This is a genomic window from Solibacillus ferritrahens (genome assembly GCF_037027585.1).
Lineage (GTDB): Bacteria > Bacillota > Bacilli > Bacillales_A > Planococcaceae > Solibacillus > Solibacillus ferritrahens.
This window is the reverse complement of the sequence record NZ_JAXCLE010000016.1, coordinates 15,041-38,108: the sequence shown is the minus strand read 5'-3', so window position 1 is coordinate 38,108 and position 23,068 is coordinate 15,041. Positions and strand designations below refer to the sequence as shown.

The 23,068-nt window shown below is 38.1% G+C and carries 23 protein-coding genes; 4 read left to right on the top strand and 19 right to left on the bottom strand.

From position 1 onward, the window contains the following. The first annotated feature begins 16 nt into the window (after nucleotides 1-16). Nucleotides 17-370: a YbgA family protein gene (locus SNE38_RS14825; protein WP_191704840.1), complete on the top strand. Its 354-nt coding sequence runs from the start codon at nucleotides 17-19 to the stop codon at nucleotides 368-370. Between the two features lie 75 nt (nucleotides 371-445). On the opposite strand, the gene SNE38_RS14820 is transcribed toward SNE38_RS14825, so the two are convergent. The 12 genes from SNE38_RS14820 to SNE38_RS14765 form a co-directional block, all read right to left on the bottom strand. Continuing rightward, nucleotides 446-1,228 carry a glucose 1-dehydrogenase gene (locus SNE38_RS14820; protein WP_191704839.1) on the bottom strand — a complete coding sequence of 261 codons (783 nt, stop codon included), beginning with the start codon at nucleotides 1,226-1,228 and terminating at the stop codon, nucleotides 446-448. Nucleotides 1,229-1,750: 522 nt separating this feature from the next. Next, nucleotides 1,751-2,383, bottom strand: coding sequence for a 3-oxoacid CoA-transferase subunit B (locus tag SNE38_RS14815; RefSeq protein WP_191704881.1), 633 nt, complete (start codon nucleotides 2,381-2,383; stop codon nucleotides 1,751-1,753). Then, nucleotides 2,380-3,078 (bottom strand): CoA transferase subunit A, encoded by a 699-nt coding sequence (locus SNE38_RS14810; protein WP_191704838.1) that lies wholly within the window; start codon nucleotides 3,076-3,078, stop codon nucleotides 2,380-2,382. Before SNE38_RS14810 ends, SNE38_RS14815 begins: the two co-directional genes overlap by 4 nt. A gap of 53 nt (nucleotides 3,079-3,131) precedes the next feature. Next, complete coding sequence (locus SNE38_RS14805) at nucleotides 3,132-3,434, bottom strand: AtuA-related protein (protein ID WP_191704837.1); 303 nt, start codon at nucleotides 3,432-3,434, stop codon at nucleotides 3,132-3,134. Next, nucleotides 3,421-4,761: an acyclic terpene utilization AtuA family protein gene (locus SNE38_RS14800; RefSeq protein ID WP_191704836.1), complete on the bottom strand. Its 1,341-nt coding sequence runs from the start codon at nucleotides 4,759-4,761 to the stop codon at nucleotides 3,421-3,423. Before SNE38_RS14800 ends, SNE38_RS14805 begins: the two co-directional genes overlap by 14 nt. Then, a complete protein-coding gene (locus tag SNE38_RS14795) occupies nucleotides 4,758-6,050 on the bottom strand; it encodes a CitMHS family transporter (RefSeq protein WP_191704835.1) in 1,293 nt (430 codons plus the stop codon). The genes SNE38_RS14800 and SNE38_RS14795 overlap by 4 nt, the downstream gene beginning before the upstream one ends. Nucleotides 6,051-6,156: 106 nt before the next feature. Continuing rightward, nucleotides 6,157-7,032, bottom strand: coding sequence for a LysR family transcriptional regulator (locus tag SNE38_RS14790; protein ID WP_191704834.1), 876 nt, complete (start codon nucleotides 7,030-7,032; stop codon nucleotides 6,157-6,159). A 552-nt stretch (nucleotides 7,033-7,584) separates the two neighbouring features. Then, nucleotides 7,585-8,151: a cupin domain-containing protein gene (locus tag SNE38_RS14785; RefSeq protein WP_191704833.1), complete on the bottom strand. Its 567-nt coding sequence runs from the start codon at nucleotides 8,149-8,151 to the stop codon at nucleotides 7,585-7,587. A gap of 30 nt (nucleotides 8,152-8,181) precedes the next feature. Then, entirely contained in the window at nucleotides 8,182-9,213 is a 1,032-nt protein-coding gene (locus tag SNE38_RS14780) for a nucleotide kinase (protein WP_336046794.1), read from the bottom strand. A 211-nt stretch (nucleotides 9,214-9,424) separates the two neighbouring features. After that, complete coding sequence (locus SNE38_RS14775; RefSeq protein WP_191704831.1) at nucleotides 9,425-12,016, bottom strand: cation-translocating P-type ATPase; 2,592 nt, start codon at nucleotides 12,014-12,016, stop codon at nucleotides 9,425-9,427. 207 nt (nucleotides 12,017-12,223) lie between these two features. Continuing rightward, entirely contained in the window at nucleotides 12,224-12,466 is a 243-nt protein-coding gene (locus SNE38_RS14770) for a spore protein Tlp (RefSeq protein ID WP_191704830.1), read from the bottom strand. Between the two features lie 449 nt (nucleotides 12,467-12,915). Beyond that, nucleotides 12,916-14,247, bottom strand: a complete 1,332-nt coding sequence (locus SNE38_RS14765; RefSeq protein WP_336046811.1) for an FAD-dependent oxidoreductase — start codon at nucleotides 14,245-14,247, stop codon at nucleotides 12,916-12,918. Between the two features lie 161 nt (nucleotides 14,248-14,408). On the opposite strand from SNE38_RS14765, the gene SNE38_RS14760 reads away from it, so the two are divergent. Both SNE38_RS14760 and SNE38_RS14755 read left to right on the top strand, forming a co-directional pair. After that, nucleotides 14,409-15,344 (top strand): Gfo/Idh/MocA family protein, encoded by a 936-nt coding sequence (locus tag SNE38_RS14760; RefSeq protein WP_336046793.1) that lies wholly within the window; start codon nucleotides 14,409-14,411, stop codon nucleotides 15,342-15,344. Between the two features lie 142 nt (nucleotides 15,345-15,486). Then, nucleotides 15,487-17,088, top strand: a complete 1,602-nt coding sequence (locus SNE38_RS14755) for a gamma-glutamyltransferase family protein (RefSeq protein WP_336046792.1) — start codon at nucleotides 15,487-15,489, stop codon at nucleotides 17,086-17,088. Nucleotides 17,089-17,178: 90 nt separating this feature from the next. On the opposite strand, the gene SNE38_RS14750 is transcribed toward SNE38_RS14755, so the two are convergent. Further along, on the bottom strand, nucleotides 17,179-17,487 hold the full coding sequence (locus SNE38_RS14750) for a DUF6509 family protein (protein ID WP_191704824.1): 309 nt from the start codon (nucleotides 17,485-17,487) through the stop codon (nucleotides 17,179-17,181). 132 nt (nucleotides 17,488-17,619) lie between these two features. Here SNE38_RS14750 and SNE38_RS14745 point away from each other — a divergent pair, with 132 nt between their 5' ends. After that, nucleotides 17,620-18,795, top strand: a complete 1,176-nt coding sequence (locus tag SNE38_RS14745; RefSeq protein ID WP_336046791.1) for an alanyl-tRNA editing protein — start codon at nucleotides 17,620-17,622, stop codon at nucleotides 18,793-18,795. Nucleotides 18,796-18,846: 51 nt separating this feature from the next. Here SNE38_RS14745 and SNE38_RS14740 read toward each other — a convergent pair whose 3' ends face one another. From SNE38_RS14740 to SNE38_RS14715, 6 genes are all read right to left on the bottom strand, one after another. Continuing rightward, nucleotides 18,847-19,203: a rhodanese-like domain-containing protein gene (locus SNE38_RS14740; RefSeq protein WP_191704822.1), complete on the bottom strand. Its 357-nt coding sequence runs from the start codon at nucleotides 19,201-19,203 to the stop codon at nucleotides 18,847-18,849. Between the two features lie 236 nt (nucleotides 19,204-19,439). Next, on the bottom strand, nucleotides 19,440-20,255 hold the full coding sequence (locus SNE38_RS14735; RefSeq protein ID WP_336046790.1) for a metallophosphoesterase: 816 nt from the start codon (nucleotides 20,253-20,255) through the stop codon (nucleotides 19,440-19,442). 40 nt (nucleotides 20,256-20,295) lie between these two features. Continuing rightward, on the bottom strand, nucleotides 20,296-20,967 hold the full coding sequence (locus SNE38_RS14730; RefSeq protein ID WP_336046789.1) for a glucose-6-phosphate isomerase: 672 nt from the start codon (nucleotides 20,965-20,967) through the stop codon (nucleotides 20,296-20,298). Beyond that, nucleotides 20,964-21,677 (bottom strand): silver transporter, encoded by a 714-nt coding sequence (locus SNE38_RS14725; RefSeq protein WP_336046788.1) that lies wholly within the window; start codon nucleotides 21,675-21,677, stop codon nucleotides 20,964-20,966. Before SNE38_RS14725 ends, SNE38_RS14730 begins: the two co-directional genes overlap by 4 nt. Beyond that, complete coding sequence (locus tag SNE38_RS14720; RefSeq protein WP_336046787.1) at nucleotides 21,634-22,530, bottom strand: ABC transporter ATP-binding protein; 897 nt, start codon at nucleotides 22,528-22,530, stop codon at nucleotides 21,634-21,636. Before SNE38_RS14720 ends, SNE38_RS14725 begins: the two co-directional genes overlap by 44 nt. A 4-nt stretch (nucleotides 22,531-22,534) precedes the next feature. Beyond that, entirely contained in the window at nucleotides 22,535-22,906 is a 372-nt protein-coding gene (locus SNE38_RS14715; RefSeq protein ID WP_191704818.1) for a GntR family transcriptional regulator, read from the bottom strand. Nucleotides 22,907-23,068: the final 162 nt, after the last annotated feature.

Genomic DNA, 23,068 nt, shown 5'->3' with positions numbered 1-23,068 from the left:
CAGGAGGTGTCGTTGCATGAACAAAAAGCATACTGAGCATTTATGGCGGGAGGAAAAATATCATGTAATGTTTCATAGCCAGAAACACTATAACGCCATCCGGCAAGCAATGAAGGATAATTTATCGTATGACGAGGTCGCTCAGCTCATAACAGATGCACTTAACCAAAAACCAACAAACGGCAGTATGCGCAATGCATGCCAGCATATGTGGGGATACTTTAAAAAATGTGCCAGTGCCGAAGAAAAAATGCAGTATGAACGTTTATTGGAAGAAGCGAATTTTAGCGGACTATTAAAGTTCCTAAAAGGATTGGCTCGGAAATATGAAGTGAAATATTTAATCGAAAGCCGCATTTTGAAGGATTGAATTACTGAGAACCGACCATTTGAAAAATAAAAAACCTATAAAAGCGTTTTTTACTTCGCTTTTATAAGTCATTGATTAATATTTATAAGATTGCCCGCCGTCGATTGGGATGACAGCGCCATTAATGAAGTCAGCTTGAGTAGATAATAAAAACGCCACTAAGTAACCTATTTCTTCTGGTTTACCAAAGCGTTTCATCGGATTACCTTGTACAAATTGTTTGCCTGCTTCTTCCCAGTTATCGCCGCCTATTTGACGCAAAGATCCTTCTACCATTGGTGTCATAATCGCACCAGGGGCAATTGCTTTTACAGAAATCCCGTACTCACCGTATTCAACCGCTGAGTTTCTTGTTAATCCAACTACGCCATGCTTACTCGCAGCATAGCCTGACTGATTTCCGACCCCCCGGATTCCACCGACAGACGCCGTGTTAACAATCGATCCATAGCCTTGTTCCTTCATCACCTTCAAAACATACTTCATACCGTAAAATACACCATTTAAATTGATCGAGACAACTTTTTGGAATTCATCGACCCCATAGTCTTCTGTTAAATCTTGCTTCCCTTCTACTCCAGCATTGTTGAGGAAGGCATCAATCTTGCCGAATCGTTCCACCGTTTGATTGACAAAGTTCTCTACTTCACTTTCCGTTGCAACATTTGCTGTTACTAGAAGCGTCTCTGCATTTGAAGCAACTTCCTGCACCTTTTTCTTTGTGTCATCTAACCCGGCCTGATTTATATCAACGAGCACTAGCTTAGCGCCTTCTTTTGCCAGCTGTAATGCTGCAGCCTGTCCTAATCCCGAGCCTGCACCCGTTACAATTACGACTTTTTCTTCAAAACGATTCATGAGTTGTCCTCCTTTATAATAAAAAGCTCTCTATCACAACTTATTATTTTCTTTTTAACTGAACTTTATAGCCTTAAAAGAGAATTTAGTTTTCCAAATATTAAATATAGTACGATGATGGAAAAACAGGAGAGGCGAGCGATGTTATAAGGAAACGTTCGTTCTCTTAATAATTCGGAAAAATATTTAACAATATGGAACAAGTGGTTCTCATAGAGTAAACGTATAAAAGAAGTCCAAATATAAAATGGGAGTTTCCCTCAAACTTTGAGAAGTAGCCTCGGTGTAGATAGAAATTGCAAAATTCCACTCTTCCACATTTGCGAATGGAATTTTTTATGATGGTTGAAACGCAGAAAAACCCCCTCTCAACCCTTGGCTTACAAGGATTGAGAGGGGATTTTGTTGATTTTATTGTATAAGTGGAAATTTCAACCTTCTATTTTTTACATTTATGGGGAAGTGGGCTAATATTACATTTTTTATACCTATTTCCTATCTTCAAAGAGCAATTAATCACTTTTATAAATTCACAACAAATGAAGCTTCTGTCTTTTCTTTAACTTCCTCTAATGTGACTTCTGGTTGTAATTCGATGAGAATCATTTCTCCATCCTTGAAATCAAAAACTGCTAATTCAGTTATTAATCGATGAACGACACCTTTACCTGTAAGTGGAAGAGAGCAAGTTTGTTTAATTTTTGTTTCACCATGTTTATTCGTATGCTCCATAATCACAACAACTTTTTTTGCACCTACTACTAAGTCCATTGCTCCTCCCATACCTTTAACTAGTTTTCCTGGAATCATCCAGTTAGCTAGATCACCGTATTGAGAGACTTCCATTCCACCTAAAATCGCTACATCAATATGTCCCCCTCGGATCATAGCAAAGCTTTCTGCACTATCAAAATATGAAGCGCCTTTGCTAGCTGTAACAGTTTCTTTACCCGCATTTATTAAATCCGCATCTACTTGCTCTTCCGTAGGGTAAGCCCCAATGCCAAGCAAACCATTCTCAGATTGTAGAAACACTTCATAATCTGAAGGTATATTATTCGCTATCAATGTGGGCATTCCAATGCCTAAATTTACATACATCCCATTTGAAATTTCTTGAACAGCACGTTTTATAATCACATCTCTAGACACTATGCATTCTCCTTTACAACGAGACGTTCAATGCGTTTTTCATAATTTTGACCAACTACTATACGCTGAACGTAAATACCCGGTAGGTGAATAAAGTCTGGATCTATTTCTCCAACCTCTACTAATTCCTCCACCTCTACTATAGTTATTTTAGCAGCCATGGCAGCTAATGGATTAAAATTACGAGAGGTTTTCCGGAATACTAAATTACCACTTTTATCTGCTTTCCATGCTTTAACTAAAGCAAAATCCCCTTTAATTGCGGTTTCTAATAAATACGCTTTACCATCGAATTCTTTCACTTCTTTGCCTTCTGCAATAGGTGTTCCAACGCCTGTTGCAGTGTAAAACCCGGGAATACCCGCCCCTCCAGCTCGAAGTTTCTCAGCTAAGGTACCTTGTGGTGTTAATTCGACTTCTAGCTCTCCTGATATAAATTGTTGCTCAAAAGTTTTATTTTCACCAACATAGGATGCAATCATTTTTTTTATTTGTTTATTTTTAAGTAATAAACCTAATCCAAAATCATCTACTCCACAGTTGTTACTCACAACGGTTAAATCTGTTACATCCTTTTTTTCTAACGCCGCAATTAATTTCTCAGGAATACCACACAGACCAAATCCACCAGCAATAATAGTAGAACCATTCGTAATATCCTCTACTGCATGTTCAAATGAATCGTATACTTTCTCCATTTCAACCCCCCTGAAAAGATAACTCTTATTTTTTTAGAACTTAATTTTAAGGCTTATGATAGTTCTAATTCTAATATGCTGTAACTTAAGGTTTTCCCATGCGTGTCCATTGCTAATGATGTAGTAACTCCCGTATCTAAAGCTTCGTGACAAACAAATTGCAATGCTCCTAGAGAAGGAAGTTCATAACGCTCAACATCTCCTAATACGATGCCTTGTAAGTGATCTTTCACTTTGTCGACTGTTACTTGTTCTAAAAGCAATGGATAGTTCTCTTTTTTAAAAGCAATAATTGACATGGTTAAAGTATTACCTTTATCACCAGTTCTACAGTGTGCCACCTCATATAATTTCATTTAAATGAACCTCCTTCTTTTCAGTACTAATTTCGATTTGGTTCTCCTCAATAAAAGTAGAAACGATACCTACGACATCCACAATATTTTTACGTGCCCCACCACCACCAGCTGGACCATTTGTATATAACGCTTCAACTTCCTCACCAATTAATGCTGCTAAACTTGAACTCTGTGTCTTACCAGCAACTCTAAGTCGAACTTCATAAGGTTCGATTTGTCTAAATGCTTTTCTATGAGTAGCATTTACACCAATCAAATCTACCCTAAAATCTGTGTATAAATGACGAATTCTTTCAGAAATGATTTCCCCAGCTAACTCAGCACGTGCTAATGCATTTTCTCCGGCATATGAGATTTCGCCTTCGCCAATAAAGCCAGCATTATAGCCAATACTTACTTTTAATTTTTCAGGTTTCCCTACGGCAGTAACACCACTTACTTTAATAGTGCCAGGATTAATTTCTTCAAAAACCACTTTCGAGAAATCGGCAATGATATCAGGTGTTGTATATGCAGTAGGATTCAAAACTTCATAAAGCAGTTGTTCTTTCATTGTTTGTAAAGTAATTTGACCACCTGTATTTTCAACCTTGCTAAAAATAGCTGTTCCATCATTTGATACATCTGCATAGGGGAAACCAAGATTTGCTAAATCAGTAACATCTTTTTTACCTGGATCTGCAAAATACCCTCCTGTAAGTTGACCTGCACACTCTAATAAATGGCCAACCACTGTTCCTTGCGCTAAATAATCTAATTCGTTAAGCGGCCACTTAAATTCATGTATCATTGGTGCTAGAAATAAAGATGGGTCTGCAACACGCCCTGTGATAATAATCTGAGCATCTGATTGTAAGGCAGACAATAATGCATTTGCGCCAATATAAGCATTTGCAGACAAAATTTCCCCATAGTCACTTAATGATTTGCCTGTTTCCCACACCGTTTCATCTAATGAAATTTTTGAAAGGACATCGTCTCCAGTAACCACAGCGACTTTAATCGAAATTCCTAGCTGGTTTGCTATCTCCAAGATTTTTTCCGCACCTGCTTGTGGGTTAGCAGCCCCCATATTCGTGATAATTCGTGTTGCTTTGTTTTTTAATTTAGGCAGTAAACTTTGCATACGCTTCTCTAAGAGAACATCATATCCTAATGAAGAATTCGCTTTTTTTCTTTTTTGAGCTAACGCTATCGTTCGCTCTGCCAAACATTCCAGAACCAAATAATCTAAATTAGCTTTTTCTAATAAAATTTCAGCAGGCTCGATACGATCACCAGCAAACCCAGTACCTACACCAATTCTAATTGTGTTTTTTTTCATATAGATATCGCCCCAATCAATACAGCTACTATTGTCATAACAATTGTTGTCATAAACGCCCACTTAAAAATGAATTTTTGATGATCTACTAGATCTACTTGTGCTAATCCAATTAAAATAAATGTTGAAGCAGTTAAGGGACTTAATGGGAATCCAACTGTCATTTGACCTAAAATTGCTGCTCGTCCAATTTCATGTGGGTTAATGCCCAATGAAGAAGCAGTTTCAGCAATTACAGGTAACACCCCGAAATAATATGCATCAGGTGTAAAAACAAGACTCAAAGGCATACTAGTAATTGCTACAATTACAGGTAAAAAGCGCCCCATAGAATCAGGAATAACATTTACTAATGCAAGTGCCATATCTTCAATCATTCCTGTACCATTTAGTATTCCTGTAAAGATACCTGCCGCGAATATCATTGTAGCAACTAAAAGCACACTCTTAGAATGCGCTGCAATACGCGCCTGTTGGTCATCGTGTTTTGGATAGTTAACCATTAATGCTGCTACAAAAGCTAATACAAATAATATTGGCATCGGTAACCATGCGCCTACTAAAGAAACTAATAGTGCGATAGTTAATAAAAGATTATAAATAAATAGTTTTGGTTTTCTTAATTTCTTTTCTTCTTCACTAACTGAAAATTGTAAATCTGACTCGTCTAATTGAATAATACCTAAACGTTTTCTTTCCTTTAATCCAATTAATGCCGAGGCAATAATAACCCAGACAATTCCGGCTAACATTGCAGGAATGACAGGATTAAAAATATCTTTAGCTTCAGCACCTAAAGTTGTCATGGCACGTGCCGTTGGACCACCCCATGGAATAATATTCATTACACCCGCACCTAAAGCGACAACACCAGCTAAAACCAATCTATTAATTCCTAGTTTTTTATAGATTGGTAGCATAGCCGAGATTGTAATGATAAACGTAGCTGAACCATTACCATCTAAATGTACTACCATTGCTAAAATAGCTGTACCTACTACCACTTTTAAAGGATCACCTTTTACAACCTTTAAAATGAATTTAATCATTGGGTCAAATAATCCTACATCTAACATAAGACTAAAATATAAGATAGCGAACACAAGCATAATACCTGTTGGAGCAACCGTTGATAATCCACTTAACATCATCTCGCCTAGCTCTAAACCAAATCCCCCAATTAGACCAAATATTACTGGCACCATTACTAATGCGACAATTACCGAAACTTTTCTTGTAAATATTAATGTTAAAAATACACCGATTGTTAGAAATCCTAACAAAGCCATAAAACCCCTCCTTTTTCTGTTTTGTATACAGAAAATTCTATTACAAACGATATTGTTAGTAAAAGGAATAATAGGAATATTAATCATTCCTAACAGGAATATTAAATTATTTTTTTATTAAACTAATAAATTTTTCTAATACAAACGATTTGTATGAATCTTTTAACGTTATGAAGGAAAGCTTCCATAACAAAGGTTCGCCTTTAATTTTTATTAACTTTATATTAGGATTAAGATTCTTTTTATAGATTGACCTCGGAAGTAATGTAACACCATTACTAGAGACTGTTAACTCTAAAATTAAATCCCATTGAGAACTTTTATATACAACTTCTGGTGAAAAACCTGCTTCTTTACATGCATTAATAACGTAGTCATGTAAAGTAAATTCTTCCGTGAAAATAATAAATTTTTCATCTCTTAATTCGTTAATTGAAATTTCTGCTTTAGATGCTAGTACATGATCTTTATGTAAAAAAACAAAGAACTCATCTTCAATAAAAGGGTATATATCATACATGTTATTTTTAAAGTATGGAGAGACGACTAATGCTATTTCTACCTTTCCATCTAAAACTATTTCTTCGAGCTTTTTTGCTCCACGTTCGAATAATTCAATTTTTATGTTTGGGAACTTATCATTGAACGTTTCTGCTATTTCTGGAAAAAATAAAGTCCCAATTAAAGGGGGCATACCTAATTTCAAACGCCCCACCTCTATATTTTTACTCTTTTTGATAAGCAACTGTAAATCATCAATCGCATAAAGAATCTCTTTTCCTTGTTGGTAAACTAACATTCCTATATCTGTTAACTTTACTTTTTTGGATTTTCTGTCGAGCAGTTCGGAAGTCAATTGTTTTTCTAAGCGTTTAATACTTTTACTTAAAGAAGATTGCGTAACATACATTTCCTCAGCCGCTTTGGTAAAGCTATCATGATCTACTACTTGAATAAAATTATGTAAATCTCTAATTTCCATGTCGAACTCCTTTCAATTGTAAGATTGAGTTATACTTTAATGCCTTATCCTTCTTTATTTCTTTATTTTTATTTATTAAGGTCTCCAAAATCACAATTTATAGTTAAAATAATAGTTTAATTCACTTTAACCTTACACACTTCCTATTCTAAATCCATCATTATTTTTATAAAAATATCTTATATTATCCATTTAAATTCGCTTTCGTACTTAATCGGTTGATATGATGAAAATCGTGAGAAGTATCAGGCTGAAATGAAGCTTTAAAAGTGCAGAAGGAGAAATAAAAAATCGCTAAACCCCTTTTTACCAAAGGATTTAGCGATCGACACCCTCACATAGCCCTAAATCACAAGAAAACCCTCCCACTTTTGAACCTAGTAATCACCTTCCAATACCTTGTTATTACTAGGGTGTGAGTGAGAGTATCAATATTGTTGAGTTTTGATATTTTAAAATATAAATCTCCAAAAATATATTAATACTTGTCATAAAATTGTTTTTTCTTCAAAAAAAGTAACCGGTCATCCAGTCGCTCTTTACTTTTCAATTCTATTTCCTATGTTCTTCATGGCTCGCTTTAGTAGGTTCAACCGTACCAAATGGATGGTTTGGTGGTGCATAAATTGTATAAAGCTTTAATGGTGTCTGCCCTGTATTCGTAACATTATGCCATGTTCCGGCAGGCACAAAAATAGCAGAACCATCAAATACCATTCTATTAAAATTCAGGTTATCTTTTGTTTTCCCCATTTGGGTAATCCCCTGGCCCTGCTCAATTCGAATGAACTGGTCCACATGTGGATGCACCTCTAGCCCAACATCCTCACCAGGATTTATGCTCATTAAAGTAAGCTGTAGATGATTTCCTGTCCAAAGAGCGGTACGATACGTCTGGTTCTGTCTCGCCGCTTCCTCAATATTGATGACAAACGGATTTTTTCCATAGTCCTTTAAAATCACTCCCTGATGACTTGAGGAGTCGCCTTGCCAATATGGGGCTGTAGTATTTACCCACATTGGATAATTTACGTTGCCTGGCGTACCCCCATATGGGTTGACCGGTATATGCGTAGGATAATGGTATTGCTGAAATTGGTACCCATAAGGATAATACATTTGATCATTCCTTTCATAATTCATCTATTATCATATGCGTTGTTCATTTATATGGTCTTTAAACTCTTCCACGAGATCAAATAACGGGACTGTCCGTTTATTGAATTCATCCTCGTTTAGAGCTACATCCACTGCTTCACGGACTTTCCGCTCTTCATCTGCATATAGCTTTGAAAAATGCTTCGCTTCCAGCATGGTCGCTTTATATTGTGCAACAAGCCTATCAATGTTCTTTATCTCTACTTCTGTTGGATGGCAGTGCTTGGCAATGTCGAAAATTTCATCTCCAGGACGATTCTCATCCGGGAAATAGACATGTGGCTCAGTACTATCAAAAATACAGAACTTTAATTCAGGCAAAATGACCATATCAATTGAATTAGAATCCAACCCACACCATACGAGCTGCACATCATATCCACGACTCTGCGCTTCTTTTGCTAATCGCTTCATCATCGAGGATTTCCCTGTCCCTGGATACCCTTTGATGAATAATCTCTTTTCCAGGTTTTGCGTAATACTTGGAACGGTATCACGTGCTCCTGCCGGTGTTAACGTTCCGAGTAGCCGGTGGGACAGCTGACTGGATTTATCCAATTTCGTCTCACCGAATAATTGATTCGTCAAATAGGCAAATTGCTGATTCAATCCGCTCCAATTCATATACTTCCTCGTTTCAACTTCCCAGTCATCATGAATATGAATTGCCTTGGAAAGAGCAGCAAAGCAGTGATTATAGTAGGTCTGTTTTTTTTCATTTAAAGAGAATAATGCCTCACTCGCTGAAAGCTGTTCTTCATCCACACAGTCATAAAGGGAAATGACATGATCCCGTCCACCAAGAACAGTAGGCTCTATAGAAGGATTGGTTGCCTGAAGAATTAAAATCCGATGTGGTGCTTGAATAAAAATGCCTTCAACTGTGTCCTCAAATAACGGATCATGGAAATACTCGATATTAGCGCCCTTTTTAACATAGTAGTCACCGATGTTCTTGAGCAGCTCGGAAACTTTGAAGCCGTGCGCACCCTTTAGTAAATACACCGCTTGTGCCTCATTCATTAAATCCTTGTATATATTTTTTATGCCCTGCCCTGTCATTGCCTGACCGAAGAAATGCTTAACTGTTGTACTTATGACGTCACCCTTCCATAACCTTGTTAACTTTATTGTTATGTTAAAAGCCTAAAAAAGTTGCCATCTCGCGTAGCATTTAATCGAAAAGCGCATGCAATTTAGTTCATGCATGCGCTTTATATTCAAGCAGCTCTCTTTAACTCGCTTTGAAAAATAGTTTATGAAGCTGAATGATAATTAGTGGAACTAATGATAAACTATAAATAACTAAATATTGGAAGTTGTTCAATCGCGCTACTTCAAATAATCCAGAAATTAGCACAAAGTTCAGTATCGAAAATCCTAATAAAAATGCAATCCACACGGCTAAATTCGAGAAGAGTCCCAGTTTAAAAATTGATTCCTCGGAGCGGCAATTAAAGCCATGTATCAGTCTTGATAAACAGAGCGTCGCAAATGCCATCGTTGTAGCTACTGCAGTATCACCTGTCGATAACCCAATTTGGAAGGCGATAATTGTGACTGCCGCAATAATCGCTCCCTCAAACCCTACTTGGGAAACAAACTTCTTATTTAACAACGGCTCATTTATGTTACGGGGCTTTTCTTTCATAAGCTTTTTATTATGCGGCTCTAGCCCAATCGCAATTGCTGGCAAACTATCCGTTAATAAATTTATAAATAATAGATGAATCGGTAGAAACGGTGCAGGCAATGCAAAAAGCGTTGCATATAAAACGACAATAATTGCACCCGCGTTTCCAGATAATAAGAATTTAATAGCGTTACTAATATTGGCGTAAATGCTTCGACCATTCGAAATCGATTTGACGATCGTCAAAAAGTTATCATCGGTTAAAATCATTGAGGAAGCATCCTTTGCAACTTCTGTCCCTGTGCCCATTGCTACACCAATTTCGGCCTGTTTCAGCGCTGGGGCATCATTTACACCATCCCCCGTCATGGCGACTACATGTCCTTTGTCTTGCCATGCCTTCACAATCCGTATTTTATGTTCCGGTGAGACACGTGCATAAACTGAGATTTTTTCTACCTTTGCCTTCAATTCCCTATCTGAAAGCTTTTCGATTTCTTTACCTTCAATAGCTTCATTCGGATTTTTTAAAATGCCAAGTTTCTTTGCAATCGCCATCGCAGTAATTTTATGATCTCCTGTAATCATGACCGGCTTGATTCCCGCTTTAATACAATCTGCCACTGCTTGTGCCGATTCTTCGCGTGGTGGATCCATCATCGCGATTAATCCAACAAAAGTTAAGTTATGCTCCTCTTTTTCAGTTAAGGTAGGAGAAAATAAATCTTTATACGTAATCGCCATTACTCTTAACCCAGCATTTGAGAAGGTTTCATTTACGTGATTGATTTTTTCTACTTGCTGCGTCGTTATGTTAGACCCACCATTACTTGAATGAATGCGGCTAATACGCGGCAGAAGTACATCAACTGCACCTTTTGTAATCATGACGGAACGATTTCCCATGCGGTGAACTGTACTCATTACCTTACGAGTCGAATCAAAAGGTAATTCACCAACGCGTTGATGAAGGCCACGTACAATATGTTCATTCAAGTCATATTCACGTCCTAACTTCACGAGGGCCAATTCCGTTGGATCCCCGATTTCCTTATCCTTCAATACAACGGAATTATTGCAGAGCATGGCCAATTCGAGCAATTTTTTGTGATTTGGATTAACTAGCTGTAGCTCGTTAAATGGCAGAACTTGATCGCCTGTATAGACCTCTTGCACCGTCATTTTATTTTGCGTAAGTGTCCCTGTCTTATCGGAACAGATAATCGATACACTCCCCAAACTTTCTACTGCATGCAGCTTACGAATAATGGCATTTTCCTTCGCCATATTTGTGGTTCCCACTGCCAGAACGATCGTCACAATCGAGCTGAGTGCTTCCGGAATCGCTGCAACCGCCAACGAAACGGCGAACATAAAGGAATCAATTAACTCCCGCCCTCGAATTAGATCAAGTCCGAATATAATTAAACAAATAATAATAATGCCAAGTGCAAGACGCTTCCCAAAACGATCCAAGCTCACTTGCAATGGTGTTTTTTTCTCCTGTGCATTGTCCAAAAGAGTGGCAATTTTACCGATCTCTGTATTCATTCCAATTGAAGTAACGACAGCTTTTCCACGACCATTCGTTACAAAGCTCCCGGAGAAAACCATGTTCCTCTTATCGCCAATGGCAAGCTCTTTTTCATGGATTGTGTTCGCTATTTTATCAATGGCTAATGATTCACCGGTTAACGAACTTTCGTTTATTTGCAAACTATAGCTTTCAATTACTCTACCATCGGCACTAATATAATCGCCAGCTTCCAAAACGAGCAGGTCACCGACAATAACATTTCTTGACGGTATTTCAATTACTTCTCCTTCACGGATGACTTTAGAAACGGGTGCCGCCATTTCCTTTAGACTGTTTAGCGATTTTTCCGCTCTTACATGCTGAACAGTCCCCAGTACGGCATTTAAAACAAGTACGATTAGAATAACAATGGAGCTATCTACATCACCAAGAAACATAGAAATAATGGCAGCAGCAATTAAGATAATGACCAAAAAATCCTGAAACTGCTCTAGCAGAACTTGAAAGATATTCTTTTGTTTACCTTCTTTCAGTTCATTATAGCCATATTTTTTATGTCGAGAACGCACTTCGTAGTCTGTCAGTCCATATGGTGTTACGTCCAGCTTCTTCATAACTTCCTGTACGGAATTACGGTAAAAGTCAGATAAATTCATGAGAACCTCCCTTCAAGTTTTCAGTATAGATAACCACTTTATTTTGCTATTGCACGAAAAATATGAGCACTCTCACAAGAACACTGTATGAGAGTTTTATTGTTAAAATGAATATCTCACAATAAAAAATTCATAAAGTTGAAATTCTGCCTTTTTACTAAATAAAAAAACGTTAATCCCATTAAGATTAACGTTTTGACTGAAGCATTATTTATAATAATTTTTTCTAGCTTGAAAGGCTTTTTCTTCTCTTATTTGTTCTTCCATTTGTGCAATGGCCGTTTTACGTCGCGCATTTTTTTCCTCTAAATTTTCCAGTTCTTCAGGAAATGCGAATTCTTTACTAATTTCCGCCTCTTGAATATTTTCTTTCGTATTTTCAATCATCTTCCCTAAACTTAGCGCATTTTTGGATTTTTTATTAAATACTTCATGTCTATCATTTTTCATGCTTATTCCTCCTTATTCCTAATTGAAGTTAGTTTGTTTTTCTTTGATTTTTTTATGCAAAGTGATTTTTCGAAATAAATTCGTATATATATTCGTCATACATGTCACATTATTGTTATAAAAACAATATAAAATAATAAAAATATATAAAGAAACCCTTAGAAACGCTTGCTACTATGGGTTTTCATAAGCAATTGGCTACTTTACATATTTTTTACAACTTTATTAAAATGACATTTTCTCCATAAACTTGCGCTATAGTATGTATAAGTTCAAAGCAAAGTAGATAGCCTTCTCCATGATTCCACCTTGCAGATCAAACATAGCTGCCAGCATGGTCGAACGTTTATCTATTGATAATTCATTTGAACAAAATTTGACTAACACCTCTTTTAAACACAAAACAAGCTCCAGCTATTTCCCAATAATAGCTGGAGCTTGCGACGTTTTTAACCCTTTTTTCCGTAGCGCTTCGGTGCCTGCATGAGCGCATCCCAAACACCGCTGAATGGTGGGGCATACGCTAAGTCTAAGTCCAATAATTCTTCAAAGGTCATTTCATTGTAAAGCGCTGTTGCGAACACATCAATTCGTTTATCGACCCCGTGCTTTCCTACAATTTGCAATCCTACAAGCTTGCGGCTTTGTTGTTCGACTAGCATGCGCAGTTTCATCTTACTTGCATGAGGATAATAGCTAGCAATATCGTTCACTTCCATTACATATGCCTCAACCAACGCATGTAGCTTATCCGCGTCTGCATTGGATAATCCCGTCATCCCTATTTGTAAATCAAAAAACTTCAGTATGGATGTGCCTACAATTCCACTAAATTTATGATTAAAACCGGCAATATTCAAACCAGCGATTCGTCCCTGCTTATTCGCTGTAGTACCGAGTGGCAAGTAGTCATCGTGCTGCTTAAGCCGGTTGAAATGTGACGCACAATCTCCCGCTGCATATACATTGGCAATAGATGTTTCCATTTTTTCATTAACGATGAGCGCCCCATTTCCAAGCTTTGCAAACTCTTTTGCAAATTGTGTATTGGGACTTACACCGGTCGCAACAATGACAAGTTCTGTAGGGTATGTTCCTGTTTTTGTACGGATTGCCTCGACACATTGTTTCCCTTCAAAACCAATTGTCTCTTCATTCAGTAATACTTCCACTCCATGTGAAATCGCCTCTTCATAAATGATTGTTGAAAGCTCTGGATCTAAAATCGACATTAACTGACTCCCTTGATGGATCAGACGAACATCCAGACCGCGCTCACGAACCGTTTCAACAACTTCCAATCCTATATAGCCGCCACCTACGACTGTAACATGCTTCACATTCGGTAATTGTTCCATCAGTGCATTCATTTGAGGAATCGTTTTAATCATATGAATGCCCTGTAAATCAGCATTTTCCAATGGAGGCATTTTCGGCGCAGCACCTGTTGCAATCAGCAATTTATCATATGCAAATTCAAAAGGCTCCTTACTATTTACATCATGCCCACTCACTGTTTGTAGTTTTGTATCAATCGCCGTCACTTCATGAAAAATTCGCGCATCAATATCGTATTTTGAACGAAATTCCTCGACATCCCGCGCTATAAGCTCATCTGTATTCGGTACTTTTCCGTTTATCACATAAGGCAACCCACATTGGCCATACGAATAAATATCGCCCTTTTCTAAAACAACAATTTGTGCGGATTTATCGTTACGGACAATTTCCATCGCCGCACTCATCCCCGCAGCATCCCCACCGATAATTACAACTTTCATCATTATTCAGCTCCTCAATTCACTTTTCTATTTTCTAATGTGTCATATAAATTTTACCATTCCCTTAATCTTGTTTCTTTATATATGTATTCCTGAAATATGCTACACTAACTATCAGAAAAATCTTATTTTTAGCAATTCGATAAAGGAGCACAAACTAAATGACAAAAACAACAATTGGTATTATCGGCACAGGTGTTGTCGGTGAGCGCATTATTAACCAGGCATTACAAAACGAACACTACGAAATTGCTGCTATTTTTGACACGAATGAAGAGCGTACAGCGCAGTTGGCAGAGAAATATGATGTACCGACAACAAATGATTTGCAAGCATTACTAAATTTAAAGCCAGACTGGGTGTATATCGGGACGCCCCCTGTCAGCCATGCGACACTTGCAGAAGAAATCGCGAAGCAGGGAATTCATATTTTATCGGAAAAACCACTTGCTCATGATGCTTCAGATGGGGAAACAATGGTACGTGTTGCCAATGACGCAAATGTAAAAACAGCTATGCACTTCCCATTAATGTATGGGGCAGCCGTACATCAGCTTAAAAAAGAGCTTGCAACTGGTATGGGGGATATTACACGCATTGAACTACATACATACTTCCCGGAATGGCCGCGTAAATGGCAACAAAATCCTTGGATTGCCTCACGTGAGCAAGGCGGCTTTATCCGTGAGATTTTCCCGCATTATTTACAGCTGACTCACCATTTATTTGGGGATCTCAACATCCTCGCACATGAAACAACCTATCCGGAAAACACGGGGCTATGTGAAACAGGTGTATCTGCTTTAGCTAAAACAACAAGCGGCATACCTGTTGTGATAAACGGACTTGCCGGCATCGGTCAGGAAGAGCGCATTGACTATAAAATTTTCGGTACAGAAAAAGTAGTTACATTACGAAACTGGTCACAGGTTTATACGAGTAAAGCTTATGAACCGGAAGTAGAAGTACCTGCTAAGGTAGCACCGGAATCCATGTTGGATGCTTGTCGAAAAATCCTTTTAGGTGAGGAAGCATTCATCGTCCCATTTGAGGAAGGCTTAAAAGTACAGCGCTGGATTGATGAACTGTTGAAGTAATTTTTCGTTACTGTTTAGCATATTGTATTCCCTTAATTTATTTCGAAATCTGAAATATTTATTTGTAAATAACCCCCTTCTATACTAAAATAGTCATAATATTCATTTTTTATTGATTACTATTAGGTAAGGGGGAATTTTTATGGACTTTTTACATTATCCATTTCCGAGTAAGCGTAATACTGTTATCGCGAATCGAGGAATGGTCGCTACATCTCAGCCATTAGCAGCACAGGCAGGTCTAGATATTTTGAAAAAAGGTGGAAATGCAGTGGATGCGGCTATTGCCACAGCAGCAGCCTTAACAGTTGTGGAACCAACATCAAATGGTATTGGTGGTGACGCCTTTGCACTCGTATGGATGAAGGATGAACTATACGGATTAAATGCTTCAGGACCCTCTGCTAAGTCCATTTCTAAAGAAGCATTAGCTGAACGCGGTTTAGATAAAATTCCGATGCATGGGGTAATTCCAGTTACCGTACCTGGTGCTCCAGCAGCATGGGCTTCCTTATCGAAGCGTTTTGGAAAATTACCGTTAAGCGAAGTATTGGCACCCGCTATTTCCTACGCAGAAGAAGGCTATCCTATTTCAGCAACACTCGGTCAAAACTGGCAGTCTGCATATAAAAAATATAAAGCAACTCTTACAACCGAGGAATTCCAACACTGGTTTGATACATTTTCAATTGATGGACGCATGCCTGAAATCGGTGAAGTATGGAGTTCTCCGGCACATGGAGATACGTTGCGTAAAATCGCAAAAACAAATGGCGAGGCATTTTATAAAGGTGAAATCGCCGATAAAATTGATGCCTTTATGAAAAAACATAACGGTTTTATTTCTAAGGAAGACTTAGCAAGCTATGAGCCGGAGTGGGTCAATCCAATTAAAGTGCATTATAAAGGCTATGACGTCTGGGAAATCCCACCGAACGGCCAAGGCATTGTCGCACAAATGGCATTGAACATCTATCAGCATGCCGAGGCGAAATGGCAAGATGCCGATACCTTACATAACCAAATCGAAGCAATGAAACTTGCCTATACAGATGGGAAAGCATTTGTTACAGAAAGCTATGAAATGCTGGTCGATACAGAAACATTATTATCAAAAAATTACGGTGAATCCCGATTTGCGGAAATTACTGATACAGCCATTGATCCAAAGCCATTTGATATTCCAAAGGGTGGAACGGTATATTTGGCAACGGCCGATGCAGATGGCAACATGGTGTCTTATATTCAAAGTAACTATATGGGCTTCGGATCCGGTATTGTCGTTCCAGAAACGGGCGTATCACTGCAAAATCGCGGTTATGATTTCTCGCTTGACGAAAATCATCCAAACTTCCTGAAACCTGGCAAACGCACATATCATACAATTATTCCAGGCTTCTTAACGAAGGATAATCAGGCTGTTGGTCCGTTTGGTGTCATGGGTGGCTATATGCAGCCTCAAGGACATTTCCAGGTTGTGACGAACACAGTCGATTTTGCACTCAATCCGCAGGCAGCACTTGATATGCCAAGATGGCAATGGATGGGCGAAAAGCGCATTGAAGTAGAACCGAATTTCCCGAACTACTTAGTTCAGGCATTACAGCGTAAAGGCCACGATATTCACGTGGCAGTTGACGGCGGTATTTTCGGACGCGGACAAATCATTTGGCGCAATCAGAAAACAGGCGTGCTGTACGGTGGAACAGAGCCGCGTACAGATGGATCAATTGCCGCTTGGTAGAATGTAAATAACAAAAAAGCACCTCATTTTGAACGTCTCCAACACAACAGTTGGTGGAGTAAAGTTCAATGACGGGGTGCTTTTTTACTTTTATTGCTCTTCTATTTCTGTTGAATCAGCGAATAATTCTTCTTTACAAATGGCCAAAATTTCTGCTTCCTCATCTTCTTCCAATGCGAAATCCAAAAACTCATTATTTGCTTTATCCATAATAAAGTAGTTCACAATGCGAACATTTTCTTCAATGACACCAACGATGACACGGATTTCTAAGCCTGCTGCAGAATATAGCTCGTCTTCCTCATCTACTTCCACATCTAACAAAAACTCGTAGCGCTTACCTTCAATAATATTTGTTGGATCTAAAATTTCTTCTACTGAAAACTGTGTAATATTCATATTTGTACTCCTCCCGGAAAATCCTTCTATCTCATCATAAACGAAATTTTCCGCGCGTCAAATAACAACCATTATTTTACCGTGACAGCAACGTTTTCATATGACAAACTAGAATTTAAGGAGTGATGGATTTTGAAAGAGTTATTTTATTATGAAGATGCAATGTTGAAAGAATTTACAGCACAAATTGTAAAAACAGGCAGTGAAGAAACACGTAATTTTATTGTATTAGACAATACAGCATTTTATCCTACAGGCGGCGGCCAACCTCATGATACGGGCTGGATTAATGACATGGAAATTATCGATGTCGAGAAAGTGGATGATGAAATCCGTCATTATATAGCGGGAAATTTGTCGAATATTTCCGGGGAAATTAAAGGGAAATTAAATTGGGAGCGCCGATTCGACCATATGCAACAACATGCGGGACAGCATATTTTAACAGCTGCTTTTGTGGAATTATTTGATTTTGCTACAGTGAGCTTCCACTTAGGCACAGAACTTGTCACAATCGACTTAAATATGAGTGAAATATCAGAAGAACAGCTAGCAGCAGCGGAAAAGCGGGCAAATGAAATTATTTTGGAAAATCGTCCGATTGAAACAAAATGGGTAACGAAGGATGAGTTGGCTCGGTATAACTTGCGAAAAGACGTGAAAGTCAATGAGGATATACGTTTAGTCATTATTCCGGACTATGATTACAACGGGTGTGGTGGTACCCACCCTACATCTACCGGTCAGGTTGGCTTACTGAAAATTTTAGCTACTGAAAAAATGAAGCAGCAAATTCGTATACATTTCGTTTGTGGCAACCGTGTATTACAGCAGCTTGCAATGCGCAAAGGTGTATTAAGTGATGTCGCTCGTCAACTAAGCGCACCGGAGGAAGAAGCAGCAGAAGCATTAAGGAAATTTGTAAAAACGGCAAAGAGCACCGAAAAAAGCTTAGCAGAGGCACAGGATGCACTGCTTGAGTTTGAAGCACAGGCTTTAGCTAAAGAAAAAATCGCTGCAGCAATGTTTGAAAACCGCTCTATCCAAAGCTTACAAAAATTAGCCCGTTTCATTACACAGCAAAATGATGATGCAATTGCTATTCTCGTTGCAAACAATGAGGACAAGCTTCAGTTTGTTGCAGCACGCGGCAATCAACAAACCCAATCAATGAAAGAAATTTCCGCAGCTGTTTTACCACTTATGAATGGTAAAGGCGGGGGCAATGATGCACTTGTTCAAGGTGGCGGTGAGAAAACCATTTCCGCACAAGCATTACTCGATGCCATGAAAAAGACAATTCAATAAAAAATGGGAGAAGCGGATGAAGGGTACCCTCATCTCTTCTCCCCTTTCTATTTAGCCAGCCCGCAACCCATTCATCCCACGGCGAACATTCGTTACATCTGTATAGCCTAACTTTACAAGTTCCTTACAACTCTTGTTGCTTCGTACGCCACTTTGACAGATAACGACAATAGGCCGATCTTTCGGCAAATCACCTAAATACGTGCCAACAGGGCGATTTATAAATTGAGGGATATGTGACTCTTTATATTCCTTCTCTGTTCGAACATCCACAAATACATACTGCTTATCTTCCAATAATGGTTGCAAATCTTTTGTCGTAATATATTTCACACCTTTTTTCGGCATAAAACGCACTACCATCACGACAATTCCCACCATTGCCAGTAAAGTAATAATACCTTCCATTTTGCATACTCCTACAACTTGTTTTCTCTATTTTACGATACTGTTGCTGTGCTGACGAACAATTTGCGTTTTTCAAGCCTGAGCAATGGTTTTTTAACGATTCATTAGAAAGATTTTACTCGTTATTAGAACTATATATCACTTTTTTTGAAGATTTGGAGCGTATTTTCGAATATGTGAAACCGATTTTAGAAAACCCCCAACAAAAAAACGCCACATTTTCGTGACGTTTTAAACTATTTTTTATTTAATTGGATGACATAGATTTCAGGTAGATTTAAGATTCGATAAGGAAACAGACTATTACCTAACCCTCTATTTACAACCATCTTCGTTTGTTGTTCTTCAAAAATTCCCGCTGAATATTTCGGCATCATACCTTGCGAAGGCGCAACAAGTCCCCCAATAAAAGGCACTCGAATTTGTCCCCCATGGGCATGACCTGTCATCACTAAATCAATATCCTTTTTCACATAGGCTTCAAACTGTTCTGGACGATGCGATAACAAAATTGTAAACAAATCCTTATTAATATTTTGCATGGCCTGATCAATTGATTGCTCTACATCCTGCCCCATCAGCGGGTCCTCAATACCTGCAATGACGATTTGTTCCCCATTACTCTCTAATAACAACGCTTCATTCGGCAATACATGGACGCCAATTTCTATCAATGCTGCATAAATCTCATCCGTCAAATTCAGCGCAACCTCATGATTTCCAATTACATAGTAAACATCTGCAATCTCGACAAATTGGCGAACAGCCTGCAAGCTATTTTCCAGGTCATAGCGTCTACTATCAACTAAATCACCCGTAATGAAAATCGCATCTGGATTAGTAGCCCTAACTTTTCCCACTAAACGTGACTGATTTTCCCCAAAACTTGCATCATGCAAATCGGTCACCTGCGTAATCTTAAAACCATCAAAGCTCGCTGGAATTTTGTCGGACTCATGGACATACTCCGTCGTTACAAGCCAATTATTATTAACATATAAAAATATATAAACAACTACTATAAAAATGATTAACTTTAATAACTTTTTCAACACATTATTCGCTCAATTCATTGTGAGTTTTAAGTAGTGATTAATACCACCCATCCTTATCAATAATATTGAACTGTTTCGGAACATTCAAGTGTAAAATACGTTGACCTATTAAATTATAAAGTGGATCATCATTCCGGGAAGGAAAACCAATGTTTAACAGTTGCGAAGAAAAGTGCACTGATTTTACTGTTACCATCGTATCTGCCTCTATAATATAAAGCTTATTATCATTCCATTCGATTCGAGGCTCTTCAACAAATGGCGTAATATATACACCATTTAAATAAAGTGGCGTTTCATAATAGGATACAGTTATCTTATTTTCACCCGACTCAGCCCATGAAATATGGATAGGTAAGTACTGACCGGCTTCATTGCGAATAACTTCAATATTCTCTGCTGTTGCTTCAAATGTCTTCGTAAACTTTAAATGCTCTTCTTTTAAACTTTCAAATTTTCGTAACTTTAAATCGCTTGAAAGTTGTTCATTAGCAATACGCTGCTCTTGTAAAAATTCTTTGGAAGGCGCTTTAGCGATATCGCCTGATAGAAACATTAAATAGACAAAGGCTAGAAGACCACAACTAAAATAGACAGCGACAAACACCAATGTCCGTTTCGGCTTCCAAATACGGATTTTCGTTATGAAAAAACCTGTTATTGTTACCCCTATAATTACTAAAAAGAAATACAATAAAGCGATACTCATGTGCGCGTCACCTCTCTACGTTGGCGCATCAATACAATGAGCAGCCACAATAAAATAATATAAATTGTACTACGTCCAATAATTTGAAACGCGCTCCCCCCAAAAAGAATTCCCCAAAGTTCAATCGTATACTGGCGAATGAGGAGAAACATCCCTGCACATAAAAGCGCAAACACAATTTTCGAAAAATCAAACACAACATGGATAAAGTAGCCAATCGACGCTGCCAGTAACGAGCAAACTGTAAAACTAATAAATGTTAGCAATGAGTATTCCATGCTATGAAATATAAATAAATCACCCGTACGTAAAATGTCGACCAATATCGAAATCCATAATGTACTGATTGCAGCAACCAATGTAAAAATACATAGCACAACTAGGAACAATGCAGATGAAATAGCTTCTGTATAGTTTGTCGTGACAATCGAAAAGTTATCTCGTGAAATGGACTTTGATGCAAGCAACCAACCAAATATGAACATCGTCAAAACAGTAAATATAAAGAGGGAATCCAATGTATAATATTGTTCCCTATAGCTAACGAAGCTGCGTCCCATCCCTAAAGAGCCACTTCCACCACCTGAAAGTAGTGTCAGTAAAATATATAAAATCAGCACCGTACTAAACATCGAGCTATACGCCTTACACTTCCACTTTACCTGCTCATAAATATTCCGCGCCGGACTCACTTTTACGATAGATGTCATCAATGGATCCTCCTTCCGTTGCCGTTAATACTTGACATACATCACTTGCGGATAAGCCTTGCATCCGCACATTCTCCGGTAATGGCAAATCATTCTTTCTCACAATCGCTTCAAAAATCGGACCATTTTCATATGTAGTGAGCACCTCATATTTATCTAAAGCGGGCTCCACATTTCCCTTTTGTCCAACGAGCTTTACCGCCAGCTCCTGCACTTCCTCTACCGGTGCAAACAACGCCACTTTCCCTTTATGAAGCAGTAAAATATCTTCAATCAACTGCTCCATCTCATTTAAGTAATGGCTCGAAATTATTATGACACGTGGATAGGCTATAAAATCCTTTAAAATCACTCTGTACATATCATTCCGAATCGCTTCGTCCATCCCATTCATTGGCTCATCCAGCAAGGTAATGGCACTACGACTGGCAATTCCGTAAATTAGATTGAACGTAGCCTTTTGACCTTTCGATAATTGGATATGATAATTTTTCTCCGATATATTACTAAACTTCAATAGCTTAAAAGCCAAAGCCGTCGCAAACTTCGCGTAAAACTTTTTGGCGGATTCAAGAATTTCCTTTAACGTCAAAACTGCCGGAAACGTCATCGCATCCTCTATAAAAATTACATTTGCCGCAACAGTTAAGTTTTGAAAAGGCTTTTGACCGACCACTTCTATGTATCCTTTTGAAGCTTTTGCATGACCGGCTATTATTTTCAATAAAGTTGATTTCCCCACACCATTTCGCCCAATGAGTCCGATAATTTTTGGTTCATCAATCTGAAAAGAAACATCGGTCAAAATCTCCTTTTTCCCATAATGCTTTTGCAACTGTTTACACGTAATCATGTCCTCACCCCTCTTTTTGAATATGCTTAATCAGTTTAATCAGATCCTCATCCAGTACGCCCAACCGCTTTGATTCCTGTACAATTTCCTTGGCCATCTTCGTCAATGTTTCACTTCGGCGCGTCGTTAAAATTCGATGTTTCGCATCTGTTACAACAAACATCCCAAGACCCCTTTTTTTGTATAAAATCTCTTTTTCAACTAAAATCGTTAGTCCTTTCCCTGCTGTTGCCGGGTTAATATTAAAAATTTCCGCAAGCTGATATTGGGAATACACTTTGCCATCAGGAAGCAACCGGTCAGCTAATATTTCATTTTCAATCCATTCTGCAATCTGAATATAAATAGGTGCTGTATTTTGACCATTGAAATTCAAGGAAATCCTCCTTTCAGCATTATGCAGTACATTAGTGTTGTAATGTACTATATATAAACTTAGCTTTTTTGTCAATAAAACGAGAAATATTATCCACATATACTATTTATCCACAAAGTTATCCACTTTCGATTGAGTTATACACAATTTAATCACGATTTT

What these genes read in the sequence shown, in the direction of transcription:
- SNE38_RS14755 (WP_336046792.1), top strand. Translation starts at nt 15,487, where the DNA reads ATGGACTTTTTACATTATCCATTTCCGAGTAAGCGTAATACTGTTATC.
- SNE38_RS14740 (WP_191704822.1), bottom strand. Translation starts at nt 19,203, where the DNA reads ATGGAAGGTATTATTACTTTACTGGCAATGGTGGGAATTGTCGTGATG.
- SNE38_RS14795 (WP_191704835.1), bottom strand. Translation starts at nt 6,050, where the DNA reads ATGGCTTTGTTAGGATTTCTAACAATCGGTGTATTTTTAACATTAATA.
- SNE38_RS14800 (WP_191704836.1), bottom strand. Translation starts at nt 4,761, where the DNA reads ATGAAAAAAAACACAATTAGAATTGGTGTAGGTACTGGGTTTGCTGGT.
- SNE38_RS14775 (WP_191704831.1), bottom strand. Translation starts at nt 12,016, where the DNA reads ATGAATTTATCTGACTTTTACCGTAATTCCGTACAGGAAGTTATGAAG.
- SNE38_RS14765 (WP_336046811.1), bottom strand. Translation starts at nt 14,247, where the DNA reads ATGAAAGTTGTAATTATCGGTGGGGATGCTGCGGGGATGAGTGCGGCG.
- SNE38_RS14820 (WP_191704839.1), bottom strand. Translation starts at nt 1,228, where the DNA reads ATGAATCGTTTTGAAGAAAAAGTCGTAATTGTAACGGGTGCAGGCTCG.
- SNE38_RS14750 (WP_191704824.1), bottom strand. Translation starts at nt 17,487, where the DNA reads ATGAATATTACACAGTTTTCAGTAGAAGAAATTTTAGATCCAACAAAT.
- SNE38_RS14730 (WP_336046789.1), bottom strand. Translation starts at nt 20,967, where the DNA reads ATGAGTATCGCTTTATTGTATTTCTTTTTAGTAATTATAGGGGTAACA.
- SNE38_RS14770 (WP_191704830.1), bottom strand. Translation starts at nt 12,466, where the DNA reads ATGAAAAATGATAGACATGAAGTATTTAATAAAAAATCCAAAAATGCG.
- SNE38_RS14825 (WP_191704840.1), top strand. Translation starts at nt 17, where the DNA reads ATGAACAAAAAGCATACTGAGCATTTATGGCGGGAGGAAAAATATCAT.
- SNE38_RS14810 (WP_191704838.1), bottom strand. Translation starts at nt 3,078, where the DNA reads ATGGAGAAAGTATACGATTCATTTGAACATGCAGTAGAGGATATTACG.
- SNE38_RS14720 (WP_336046787.1), bottom strand. Translation starts at nt 22,530, where the DNA reads ATGATTACGTGTAAACAGTTGCAAAAGCATTATGGGAAAAAGGAGATT.
- SNE38_RS14725 (WP_336046788.1), bottom strand. Translation starts at nt 21,677, where the DNA reads ATGACATCTATCGTAAAAGTGAGTCCGGCGCGGAATATTTATGAGCAG.
- SNE38_RS14790 (WP_191704834.1), bottom strand. Translation starts at nt 7,032, where the DNA reads ATGGAAATTAGAGATTTACATAATTTTATTCAAGTAGTAGATCATGAT.
- SNE38_RS14760 (WP_336046793.1), top strand. Translation starts at nt 14,409, where the DNA reads ATGACAAAAACAACAATTGGTATTATCGGCACAGGTGTTGTCGGTGAG.
- SNE38_RS14805 (WP_191704837.1), bottom strand. Translation starts at nt 3,434, where the DNA reads ATGAAATTATATGAGGTGGCACACTGTAGAACTGGTGATAAAGGTAAT.
- SNE38_RS14785 (WP_191704833.1), bottom strand. Translation starts at nt 8,151, where the DNA reads ATGTATTATCCTTATGGGTACCAATTTCAGCAATACCATTATCCTACG.
- SNE38_RS14780 (WP_336046794.1), bottom strand. Translation starts at nt 9,213, where the DNA reads ATGAATGAGGCACAAGCGGTGTATTTACTAAAGGGTGCGCACGGCTTC.